This is a genomic window from Pectobacterium peruviense, assembly GCF_002847345.1.
GTDB lineage: Bacteria > Pseudomonadota > Gammaproteobacteria > Enterobacterales > Enterobacteriaceae > Pectobacterium > Pectobacterium peruviense.
In genome coordinates, this window is record NZ_LXFV01000021.1 from 17,599 (window position 1) to 29,262 (window position 11,664).

At 53.0% G+C, this 11,664-nt stretch carries 10 protein-coding genes and 1 riboswitch; of the genes, 8 read left to right on the forward strand and 2 right to left on the reverse strand.

Annotation, left to right across the window (positions count from 1 at the left end):
• The first annotated feature begins 249 nt into the window (after positions 1 to 249).
• The 4 genes from A0G03_RS15375 (at position 250) to thiQ (ending at position 4,739) form a co-directional block, all read left to right on the forward strand.
• A complete protein-coding gene (locus A0G03_RS15375; RefSeq protein ID WP_048262384.1) occupies positions 250 to 1,155 on the forward strand; it encodes a LysR family transcriptional regulator in 906 nt (301 codons plus the stop codon).
• A gap of 143 nt (positions 1,156 to 1,298) precedes the next feature.
• A riboswitch (TPP riboswitch) is annotated at positions 1,299 to 1,395 on the forward strand.
• Positions 1,396 to 1,475: 80 nt separating this feature from the next.
• Positions 1,476 to 2,459, forward strand: a complete 984-nt coding sequence (gene thiB, locus A0G03_RS15380) for a thiamine ABC transporter substrate binding subunit (protein ID WP_143485671.1) — start codon at positions 1,476 to 1,478, stop codon at positions 2,457 to 2,459.
• Positions 2,435 to 4,042 (forward strand): thiamine/thiamine pyrophosphate ABC transporter permease ThiP, encoded by a 1,608-nt coding sequence (thiP, locus tag A0G03_RS15385; RefSeq protein WP_048262388.1) that lies wholly within the window; start codon positions 2,435 to 2,437, stop codon positions 4,040 to 4,042. Before thiB ends, thiP begins: the two co-directional genes overlap by 25 nt.
• Positions 4,029 to 4,739 carry a thiamine ABC transporter ATP-binding protein ThiQ gene (gene thiQ, locus A0G03_RS15390; protein ID WP_048262390.1) on the forward strand — a complete coding sequence of 237 codons (711 nt, stop codon included), beginning with the start codon at positions 4,029 to 4,031 and terminating at the stop codon, positions 4,737 to 4,739. Before thiP ends, thiQ begins: the two co-directional genes overlap by 14 nt.
• Before the next feature lie 4 nt (positions 4,740 to 4,743).
• Here thiQ and A0G03_RS15395 read toward each other — a convergent pair whose 3' ends face one another.
• Positions 4,744 to 6,366 (reverse strand): family 43 glycosylhydrolase, encoded by a 1,623-nt coding sequence (locus tag A0G03_RS15395; RefSeq protein WP_048262392.1) that lies wholly within the window; start codon positions 6,364 to 6,366, stop codon positions 4,744 to 4,746.
• Positions 6,367 to 6,652: 286 nt separating this feature from the next.
• Between A0G03_RS15395 and A0G03_RS22125 the strand changes: the two genes are divergently transcribed.
• The 3 genes from A0G03_RS22125 (at position 6,653) to ilvN (ending at position 8,846) form a co-directional block, all read left to right on the forward strand.
• Positions 6,653 to 6,772, forward strand: a complete 120-nt coding sequence (locus tag A0G03_RS22125; RefSeq protein WP_072062064.1) for an ilvB operon leader peptide IvbL — start codon at positions 6,653 to 6,655, stop codon at positions 6,770 to 6,772.
• Between the two features lie 110 nt (positions 6,773 to 6,882).
• The gene (ilvB, locus tag A0G03_RS15405) at positions 6,883 to 8,547 is read left to right on the forward strand and encodes an acetolactate synthase large subunit (protein WP_048262393.1); all 1,665 of its coding nucleotides are present in this window, start codon (positions 6,883 to 6,885) and stop codon (positions 8,545 to 8,547) included.
• A 5-nt stretch (positions 8,548 to 8,552) separates the two neighbouring features.
• The gene (gene ilvN, locus A0G03_RS15410; protein ID WP_011095347.1) at positions 8,553 to 8,846 is read left to right on the forward strand and encodes an acetolactate synthase small subunit; all 294 of its coding nucleotides are present in this window, start codon (positions 8,553 to 8,555) and stop codon (positions 8,844 to 8,846) included.
• Positions 8,847 to 8,882: 36 nt separating this feature from the next.
• On the opposite strand, the gene A0G03_RS15415 is transcribed toward ilvN, so the two are convergent.
• Positions 8,883 to 9,653: a DedA family protein gene (locus A0G03_RS15415; RefSeq protein ID WP_048262395.1), complete on the reverse strand. Its 771-nt coding sequence runs from the start codon at positions 9,651 to 9,653 to the stop codon at positions 8,883 to 8,885.
• Between the two features lie 360 nt (positions 9,654 to 10,013).
• Here A0G03_RS15415 and A0G03_RS15420 point away from each other — a divergent pair, with 360 nt between their 5' ends.
• Positions 10,014 to 11,594 (forward strand): sensor domain-containing diguanylate cyclase, encoded by a 1,581-nt coding sequence (locus tag A0G03_RS15420; protein WP_048262490.1) that lies wholly within the window; start codon positions 10,014 to 10,016, stop codon positions 11,592 to 11,594.
• The last annotated feature ends 70 nt before the right edge of the window (positions 11,595 to 11,664 follow it).

Consider the following 11,664-nt stretch of genomic DNA (forward strand, 5'->3'; position numbering starts at 1 on the left):
ATTATCTCTATCATAGGAGTGATAAACGCCCCCATACATTCAGTGTGCTAACATGACCCAACGTCTAATAATTCTTGTCAGAATAAGGACATTCAGAATTCGAGTATCATGTTATACAAAAATGTGCAGATGATAAGATTCAGCCACATCACTTCATAATTTGAAAAAATCAAACGATAAGGTGATATAGCTGCTAATACGGCAGTACGTCTTATCAACGTTTCATCGCAAATGGGGAGACATCATCGTATGGATCGGTTTCAGGCCATGGAAACATTTATCCGTGTGGTCGATGCGGGTAGTTTCAAAAAAGCGGCGGAAACCCTGCATGTTCTGCCATCCACCGTCACCCGTAGCATCAAAGAACTCGAATCACATCTCGGCGCTCGGTTACTCAACCGAACAACGCGAGCACTCAGTATTACGGATGTTGGCCTGCGCTATTACGACAGTTGCAAAGCGATCTTACGGGATGTACATGCGGCGGAAAGCGTAACGGCACAGCAAAAGGAGGAACTACAGGGAACGATCAGAATCGGGGCGACACCTTCTCTGGTCAAAAATTTCCTTATCCCGGCACTGCCCGACTTCTGCAAACGTCATCCGGGAATAAGGTTAGACTTCCACCTAGGTGATGCCACCGTGGATATTGTCCAGCAGGGTATCGATTGTGTCATCAGAACCGGAGAACCGCCGTTATCGCGGCTGGTCGCACGGCGCCTCGGTACGTTCCAGTGGACTATCTGCGCTTCCCCACGCTATCTCGAACAGCATGGATACCCCACAACGTTGGACTCGCTCAAAGAACATACCGCAGTAGGGTATATCCACAGCCGGACTGGTCGTTCGACGAGCTGGGGGTTTCACGATGAGGCACACACCGTAGCGATTCCGCTAGCAGGACAGATCAGCGTAAATGACACCGATGCCTATCTCACCGCTGGCGTAGCGGGTCTGGGTCTACTACGCATTGCCAGTTATATGGTACGCCAGCAACTTTCTGATGGGCATCTTGTCCGGCTGCTTCCTGATATCGAAGCACCGCGTGAACCTATTTTCATCCTCTACCCGCAAAGCCGCCACCTCTCGCCAGCTATCCGCGCCTTTATCGACTGGTGTACCGCGCTAATCGAGAAGGAAGCCGTGAAATGGTGAATGTCCACAGACAGGACAACAACAGCCATCACGTTAAGCGAAATTGCGCACGTACTGCGGCGTCCAAGTGTGCATATAAGCCAGGTTCGCGTCGCCGGAACACGGAGAGCCTTTCGCTACCCGACTTAACCCTTTACAATGAGCCGTTCTCAACGGGGTGCGGAAAATTTTTCGCTGAGAAGATACCCGTCGAACCTGATCCGGTTAATACCGGCGAAGGGATTTGAGAGTGCGGCTTATTGCTGCCTCGAAGTCCTTTGCCACCCTATGATTCTCAGGAGTGCAAAGTGTTAAATCAATTATTACATCGTTCAGCCATCGTGCTGAAAACCAGCCTGCCTTGTCTATTACTGCTCTCAGCATCCGCCTTCGCCAAGCCCGCGCTTACCGTTTATACCTATGACTCATTCGCTTCAGAATGGGGCCCAGGCCCCGTCATCAAGACCGCGTTTGAAAAAGAGTGCGAGTGCGAATTGAATTTCGTCGCACTGGAGGATGGTGCATCGCTGCTGAACCGTCTGCGTATGGAAGGCAAAAACAGCAAAGCGGACATCATTCTTGGGCTGGACAACAATCTGTTGCAGGCTGCTGAGCAAACTGGCCTGTTTACGCCACACGGTCAGGACACCAGCGCCGTCACGGTGCCGGGCGGCTGGAGCAATAAAACGTTCATCCCTTACGACTACGGCTATTTCGCGTTTGTGTATAACAAAGACACGCTGAAGAACCCACCGAAAAGCCTGCATGAACTGGTGGACAGCAACGCACCGTGGAAAGTGATCTATCAGGACCCGCGTACCAGCACGCCAGGGTTAGGTCTGCTGCTGTGGATGCAGAAAGTGTACGGCAACGATGCGCCGCAAGCCTGGCAGAAGCTGGCGAAAAAAACAGTTACCGTGACCAAAGGCTGGAGCGAAGCCTATGGTCTGTTCCTTAAAGGGGAAGCGGATCTGGTGCTGAGCTATACCACGTCACCGGCCTATCACATTATCGAAGAGAAGAAAGACAACTACGCGGCAGCCACCTTTAGCGAAGGGCATTATCTGCAAATCGAAATCGCCGGACAGTTGGCTTCCAGCAAAAATCCCGAGCTGGCAAAACGCTTTATGCAGTTCATCCTGAGCCCAACCTTCCAGCAGGCTATTCCCACCACCAACTGGATGTATCCGGCCATTAAAACCGAACTGCCAGCAGGCTTCGCGACGCTCACGGTTCCTGAGAAAGCCATGCAGTTCAGCGCGCAGGATGTTGCCGACCAAAGGACGCAGTGGATTCAGGCATGGCAACGCGCCGTCAGCCACTGATCGGCGGACGTCTGTGGCCAGGGCTACTGGCCACCACGCTGTTAATTTCCGTTGCCGTACTGGCTTTTGGTGCACTGTGGATACAGGCGCCAGAAAGCCAGTGGCGCACGCTATGGCATGACAGCTATCTCTGGCATGTCATTCGGTTTACCTTCTGGCAGGCCTTTCTCTCTGCGCTATTTTCTACCGTTCCGGCGATTTTTCTTGCCAGAGCGCTGTATCGACGGCGCTTCCCCGGCCACCGCTGGCTACTGCGCCTGTGCGCAATGACGCTAGTGCTGCCCGTACTGGTCGCCGTTTTTGGCCTGCTCAGCGTGTATGGCCGACAAGGCTGGCTGGCCTCTGCGCTGGGCTGGCTTGACCTGAAATACACCTTTTCGCCCTATGGATTGCAAGGCATCCTGCTGGCGCATGTGTTCTTCAATCTGCCGCTGGCAACTCGGCTGTTGTTGCAGTCACTGGAAGGCATTGCCACCGAGCAGCGTCAGTTAGCCGCCAATCTGGGCATGAACAGCTGGCAGCATTTCCGTCTGTTGGAATGGCCTGCGCTGCGCAGGCAGATTTTACCCACTGGCGCGCTGATTTTTATGCTCTGCTTTGCCAGTTTTGCCACCGTTCTGTCGCTAGGCGGTGGTCCGCAGGCGACCACGATTGAACTGGCTATCTATCAGGCATTGAGCTTTGATTACGATCCGGCACGCGCGGCACTGCTGGCATTAATTCAGATGGTCTGTTGTCTCGGTTTGGTGCTGTTGAGCCAGCGGTTGGGGAGTATTTTGCCTGTCGGCAGTACGCAGCAGCTTGCCTGGCGTAACCCGCAGGATAGCGCCTTAAGCCGTCTTACTGACAGCCTGCTGATCGGCGCACTGTTGTTATTGGTTGTTCCCCCCTTGCTGGCCGTGGTCGTTGATGGCGTGAACCGCTCATTGGTTTCCGTGCTGCAACAGCCTGTGCTCTGGCAAACGCTGTTTACCTCGCTACGCATTGCCTTAGGCGCAGGATTACTCTGTCTGGTGCTGACCATGATGCTGCTTTGGAGCAGTCGCGAACTCAAGTTACGCCAGAAGCCACTCTACGGGCAGTTGATGAACCTGAGCGGTATGCTCATCCTCGCCATGCCGGGTATTGTGCTGGCAACCGGCTTTTTCCTGTTGCTGAATAACAGCATCGGGTTGCCGCAATCCCCCTACGCGCTGGTCGTGTTCACGAATGCGCTGATGGCAATTCCGTATGCCATTAAGGTGCTGGAAAACCCCATGTTGGACGTTGCTGAGCGCTACAACCGGCTTTGTATTTCACTGGATATTCGCGGCTGGCAGCGATTGAAGTTGATCGAACTCGCCGCGCTGAAACAGCCGCTCGCACAAGCGTTAGCCTTTGCCTGCGTGCTGTCGATCGGGGATTTCGGCGTTATCGCGCTATTCGGCAATGAGCAATTCCGCACGCTGCCGTTCTACCTGTACCAGCAAATTGGCTCCTATCGCAGCGCCGACGGCGCAGTCACGGCACTGTTGTTGATGCTGCTGTGCTTTATGTTATTTACCCTGATTGAGAAACTGGCAGGCCGTCATGATCGCGCTTGAGAAATTGACCTACTTCTATCAGCACTTACCCATGCGTTTTGATTTTCACGTCAAACCGGGAGAGCGCATCGCCATCCTCGGCCCCAGCGGCGCGGGGAAAAGCACGCTGTTAAATCTGGTGGCTGGCTTCCTGATGGCAGACAGCGGCGAATTGAGGCTTAACGGCGAATCTCACCGCGAGACGCCCCCAGCCAAACGGCCGGTTTCGATTCTGTTTCAGGAAAATAACCTGTTTCCTCACCTGACGATTGGGCAGAACATCGCGCTGGGGTTGCACCCTGGTCTGCGGCTCAATGCGGCACAGCGCGAAACGCTGCGGCAAATTGCCGACAGGGTCGGATTAACCGATCTTCTGGATCGTCTGCCCTCGCAGGTGTCCGGCGGACAGCGTCAGCGCGCGGCATTAGCACGCTGTCTGGTGCGTCACCAGCCCATTCTGCTGTTGGATGAACCGTTTTCGGCACTCGATCCCGCACTACGTCAGGAGATGCTCGATCTGGTTGAAAGCGTGTGTGAGGAACGCCAGTTTACGCTGCTGATGGTGTCCCACAATCTGGATGATGCCATGCGGATCGCAAAACGTACGGTACTGATCGTAGACGGGAAAATTTATTATGATGGGCCGACTCAGGCGTTACAGGATGGCAGCGCCGATGCTGCCGCCATCCTGGGAATTTCACGCCCGTCTTCGAGTTGAGAAGTTAAGGCAGAGCCTGATAGCGCAGGTTACTGAACGTGACCTCGCCTTCGCCCGACGCATACAACGCTGGCCGCAAACTGAGGAAGTCGTACGCCACGTTGTGATGGTAGCCAGACACTTCCATCTGCACCGGATATTTCTTCCACGGTTCCTGATCAGAGGTTCGGGTGTAAAACGTCACGATATGACGATCATTTTTCATCCGAATTTGCACCTCATTGCCCGCAATGTGCGGCAGTTTCTTCTCCGCCCTTTCCAGCCCATAGCGGTGCATCACCGTACCATCCTGATTAAACGACAGCCCGACGTAAAGTTTCGCATTGTAGAACAACAGCAAACCAGCCTGTGCTCCGGGGGCGAAATTCGCCGTGACTTCAATTTGGTAAGCCTGATCGCCGGGGATCATCGTCAGCGGTGCGCTGTCTTTTGGCGATGTTCCTTTTGCTTTCAGGTGCAACTTGCCGTCGGTGAGCGTAACCCGCTTTAGCTCTTCCGCATTGGCACGGTAGAAATGCCAGCGGGCTGGAAATTTCTCGTCGGTAAAACTATCGGACCAGCCGATACCATGAGGCACCGCCTCGCCACCTTCCGGTTTACGAATCGGTTTGCCAGTATCGAATCCAGCAGAGGTAAACCAACCGTCATCGCCCCAGACAATTGGCTCCAGCATCGCCTGCCGTCCCAGCGTCATAAAGCCGTTTTCATAACCGTGATACACCATGTACCAGTTTTTATCAGGCCCTTCGATCAGTGTCGCGTGACCGCGCGACCACCACTTATCTGAACGATCCTGCGTGCGAATAATCGGATTATGCGGTGAGTTTTCCCACGGCCCGTTGATCGACTTCGATCGAGCAGCAATCACCATGTGTCCCGTTGGTGGCCCAGCCGTGCCGCCTTCCGCCAGCACCATGTAGAAGTAATCGCCGTGGCGCAGCATCTTCGGCCCTTCCTGCGAGAAGCTTTCCACATCCCACTCTTCTGGGTACTGCCATCCCTGATAGACCACCTCCATTTCACCGACCGTCGACAGCCCGTCATCCGTTAACTGCACACGATTGCCGCCAGACATAAAGATGTAACGCTTACCGTCTTCTCCCACCACATGTCCGGGATCGCTGGCCGGATTTTTCAGGCCGGTATCTTTCGGCGGCGTCCACGGGCCGCGAATATCATCGGCAGTAATTACATACAGCGTTTTCTTTTTCGTCCCTTTAGCATCGATAATCCGGTTCGTCGTGAAGTAGAGGTAATATTTATCGTTGTACTTCACTAGATCTGGAGCCCAAATCGCGTCAACGGGCGTCGTTATCGCGGGGCCAAGCGGCTGCCAGTTCACCAAATCGCGCGAGTGCCAAATTAACAGTCCGGGGATATCGTCAAATGACGAGAACGTCATGTAGTAATCCTCCCCATCTTTGATAATCGTAGGGTCGGGATGATCGCCCGCAATGATAGGGTTGAGGTAGCAGCCATTACCCAAATCCGCCTGACGCTGCTGTTCAATACCCCGCATCCACTCGTTGGCAGGGCCAGCCTGACAGGCCATCGCCTGGCTTATCCCCATCGCCATCAGCAAAATACCGCTTAGCGCGCCTTTTCCCATCGTTCGGGAGATACTCATTTATTGCTACCCCACTATCTCAATGATTATTTGATATTTTATAACATTGAAACCGTGTTCCAGTTGTGAAAACAGTCACGATTCTCCGGCTTTTAGATGAAAACTTAAGCGGTAATCGCGCAGTGAAATATCAATATATTGTGACCAATTCGACATATTCCGTTTTTATCCCTTGTAGGTATTGTGTCTTTTTGTACTGCTGTGCTTATATGGATTGGCGATTGATTACTCATTCGAACACAACGCTCAACCATAAAGCGCCCGAATGTAAATAACCCGAACATAAATTAGGATTCCCGTGACGCACTACTCTTCTTCCACTTCAGCACTACTAAACACCGCGCATGTTGACGCGGTCGTCGTCGTGCGCGTGGTCGTCGTGGTCGTCGTCGGCAGCGCGCCGTAACGGGTTCCGAATCGAAGATTCTCAAACCCCGCCGGCGCCAGCCGAGCGGGGTTTCTTGTTTCTACCCTCCCCGCTCCGACACCGCACCGGCCCTGATGAAGGATGTAAGCATGCGTTATACAGGCGCTCAGTTAATTGTTCGGCTGCTCGAACAGCAGGGTATCACCACCGTAGCGGGCATCCCCGGCGGCGCAGCACTGCCGTTATATGATGCTCTGAGCCAAAGTCAGACTATCCGCCATGTTCTTGCCCGCCACGAGCAAGGTGCGGGGTTTATGGCACAAGGCATGGCGCGAGCCAGCGGACGCGCCGCGGTTTGTATGGCGTCCAGCGGACCAGGGGCGACCAACCTGATTACCGCCATCGCCGACGCCAAACTGGATTCAATCCCGCTGGTATGTATTACCGGTCAGGTGCCTTCTAGCATGATCGGTACCGATGCATTTCAGGAAGTCGACACTTACGGCATCTCCATTCCCGTCACCAAACATAACTATCTGGTTCGTGATATCAACGAACTGCCGCGCGTGATCCCAGAGGCCTTCCGTATCGCACAATCGGGTCGTCCCGGCCCCGTGTGGATCGATATTCCAAAAGATATTCAGAACGCGACCATTGAACTGAGCGAACTGCTGGGCATTTTCCCTCTCGATACGCCACCCACTGTTGCCCAACAGGACATTGAACGGGCTGCGGCTATGATTAACGCAGCTCAGCGTCCGATTCTCTATTTGGGTGGCGGAATTATTAGCGGTGTCGCACACGAACAGGCGGTTCAACTGGCAGAACGCGCTAACCTGCCAACCACCATGACGCTGATGGCCTTGGGTGCCATGCCAGTCGATCATCCCCTGTCGCTCGGTATGTTGGGGATGCACGCCGCACGATCAACCAATCTGATCTTAGAACAGGCGGATTTGTTAATTGTGCTGGGTGCGCGTTTTGACGATCGTGCCATTGGTAAAGCGGAACAGTTCTGCCCACAGGCCAGCATCATTCACATCGATATTGATCCGGCCGAGTTGGGCAAGATCCGCCAGCCGCACGTAGCGATCAATGCGGATGTCGCTGAGGCACTGGATCATCTGCTGCCACACATCACCCCACAGCAGCGTGACGTATGGCGTGCAACCGTTAGCGGGCTGCAACAAGAATTCCCCTTCAGCATGCCGAATGCTGACGATCCGTTAAGCCATTATGGTCTGGTTCAGGCTACGGCGCAGGCGCTGACGGATGATGCCATCATCACGACTGATGTTGGTCAACACCAGATGTGGGTCGCTCAGTCTTATCCATTGCGTCGTCCGCGCCAGTGGCTGACATCCGGCGGATTTGGCACGATGGGCTTTGGCTTGCCTGCGGCGATTGGTGCAGCGCTGGCTGAACCCGATCGTACCGTGGTGTGTTTCTCGGGTGATGGCAGCCTGATGATGAATATTCAGGAAATGGCGACCGCAGCGGAAGAAGGACTCAATGTAAAAATCGTCCTGATGAACAACCAGTCGCTTGGTCTGGTCCACCAGCAGCAGGATATGTTTTTCCAGCAGCGCATCTTCGCCGCCGATTACCGCTACAACACCAATTTTCTCGCGATTGCCGCAGGTTTCGGCTTTGCAACCTGCGATCTGAATGCAGCAACCGACCCGCAAGCCGCGTTGAAAGAAGCGCTTAACCAGCCGGGCCCGGCGTTAATCCACGTACGTATTGACGCCAATGAAAAAGTTTTCCCCATCGTGCCACCGGGCGCAGCGAACATCGATATGATCGGAGATTAATGACTATGCAAACTCAACCAACGTCAAATCAGGTCACGCTAGAACTCTCTGTACGCAACCATCCCGGCGTGATGTCACACGTTTGTGGTCTGTTTGCCCGCCGGGCATTTAACGTGGAAGGCATTCTCTGTATGCCACTGGCAAACGGTGAAGAAAGCCGAATCTGGCTACTCGTCAAAGATGACCAGCGACTACAGCAGATGATCAGTCAGGTGGAAAAACTGGAAGACGTCCTTCAGGTGCGTCGTCACGGGGAAGAAATGCGTATTTTCGAGCAGGTCGCCGAGTTTTACTGCTAGATGGCGTGGCCGGGGTCTTGCCCGGCCTGCCCACTCTCACCCGTTTAACACCTGCCATAACAGATGACGGTAAACCGGCATCAGCGGGTGCTGAATCAGCACGATCAACGATGCAACCGCCGCCACAGATACCACGGGAGCCACCCAACGCAGACGTCTAAGCGGTAGCTTTTTGCTAAACCAATCTTGCTGTTTACGCTGATCGCTGCGCCACCAACGCCAGTTTAACCAGCCTGCGACCCACACCACGATGGCGGTTGCCAACAATAACCACTTAAAGCCCGCGCTGTTCGTCCCAGCAGGAATATCAATCGCCACCCCAGCCAGAATACCGGGTAAGAAATAGGCCGGTGGCCACAGCAGGCAGCCGATGATATTCGGCACCGCGAATTTATACGGCGGCAACCCCAGCATTCCCGCCACCATCGGGATTAATGGCCGCGTTGGACCAACAAAACGCCCGATCAATATTGTCGGCATCGGGTGTTGATACAGGGCATATTCGGTTTTGTTCAGTAACGCCTGATACTTTTTCAGGAAAGACCAATTATGCAGCGGCGCTTTGAAACGCATGCCAATAAAATAAGAAATCCAGTCCCCTAGAAGGCAACCGATAATTCCAGCCGCCCACGCTGGATACAGCCCCATTTGTCCGCTGCCGATCAGCGCCCCCAGCGTTGCCATCATCACAGTGCCCGGCAGCAGCAGCCCCACCAGAGCCAGAGATTCCAGAAAGGCAACCAGCATGACGGCGATCAGTGAATACGCGAGTGATTGAGTAACCAGATGATCCAGCCACGCTTCCATAAAACCTACCCGTACTTTATAAAAACAAGGATTGTCTGGATCATAGCAGAAGCCGTCAACTCCTGATTTTTCCGCTTCATCCGATGTGGTTAATGTAAAAGCCCAGCAATATCCTGCTGAAAATATGTAGCGCGATTTATCTATCCAGGGTTGAAACACGCTCTGTGTTTCAGACAAAAGACCCCATGCGTTTTGATAAATATCAACTATTCGTCTTATAAAGAGGCATGTAATATCATTTTCTAATTCAAGCCGTTAGCCCTACTTCAGTAATGTATTTTTCTGGTCAATTCTTTTGCACCGACGGGCATCTACACTTATGATAGCGGTCATTTTTTGCCACTGTACCGCACTGCCACTATGTTTTTTAAACTACTCAAACATTTCGGATTACGACGCCTTATCCTATTACTGGCAGTGGCAAGCGCATTGGTGACGCTGGCAAACAGCTTTTATGCCAGCTATCGCGTCCAACGAGAGCTTCTGATTGATAACACGCTTGAGGCCAATCGCGTTTACGCCACCAAGCTCACAGCAATGACCCATTCTTTCTTTAAAGAATCACAGCAGCAGTTAGCCTACAGTGCAAATATTGTCGCCCCCCTGATGGATGATAAGGTCAGTCTGTTTAAAGAAGCTGACCGCCTGCGGCTGCAGACCAGCAATTTCAACTCTGTCGTCATTGCCGATGAAAAAGGTATCATCAGAGCCACATCACCCGATACCTTTCAGTTAATCGGGAAAAGCCTGACAACAGACGGTGCACTCGAAGCCTTGAAAGAAAAGCGGCCTCTCATTAGCCAACCCTATATGTCTGCCGCCAATAACTTCATCGTGCTGATATCTACACCAATTTTCACTCGGGATGGGCGATACAAAGGCTTTGTTGGCGGATCGATTTATCTTAAGCAGCCTAGCGTTCTCAATACGCTATTAGATAAACACTATTACCGCGACGGCTCTTATATCTACGTCACTGATAAAAACAAAAAAATGCTGTATCACCGCGATATAGAGCGCATTGGCAAAACAGAAACCAATAACCTGAAGATCGACGCGCTACACGAAGATAATGGCAGCCAGCATATGGTGAACTATCTGGGTGAAAAAATGCTCGCGGGCTATGCCGTTGAATCCACCTCACAGTGGGAGATTGTGGCTCTACGCCCGACAGAAATTACGCTGAAACCACTGGATGGCCTGATGCTGAACGTTCTGCGCCACACGCTCCCGCTAGCGCTTTTAACCATATTCTGCGTCTGGCTACTTGCCCGGCTCATCGCGCAGCCGCTTTGGCTATTGGCACGCAGCGCCAATAAGATGGATGCGACGGACGTTTCCGACGATATTAGAAATATCCATTCCTGGTATTTTGAAGCCTCACAGCTCAAACAGGCGATGTTACTGGGTATCGATTTACTCCAGCGTAAGATCGGTAAATTACGCTCTGAGGCACACTCAGACCCGATGACCGAACTGCTCAATCGTCGTGGATTGGATAGCGCTCTCCGCTATTGGCAAATGGGGCAGAAAAGCTTTGCCGTCATCGCACTGGATATCGACCGCTTCAAACGCATCAATGATACCCACGGGCACGACGTGGGGGACAACGTCATTCGTTATTTGTCGCAGTTGATTCGTACCAACTCGCGCGATTCCGATATTCTGTGCCGCAGCGGCGGCGAGGAGTTCCTGATACTGCTGCCAGAAACCACGCTGGATATGGCACTCGACATTGCCGAACGGCTGCGGCAACGCACACAGGAATCAACCATTCCTGTTGTGGGAAGTGTTACGATCTCATTGGGTGTAGCGCTGTGGCAACCGGCCGTCAGCGATGTATCAATCGAACATACTTTCAAGCTGGCAGATAAAGCCCTGTATCAAGCCAAGCAGGAAGGCCGTAACCGCGTGGTTTCTGCCGTACACGACGAATATTAACCCCAATTTCCCTCTGTCTTTTATACAGGTGATGTCTCTGGACATTACCTGTATAAATAACCATACTTAG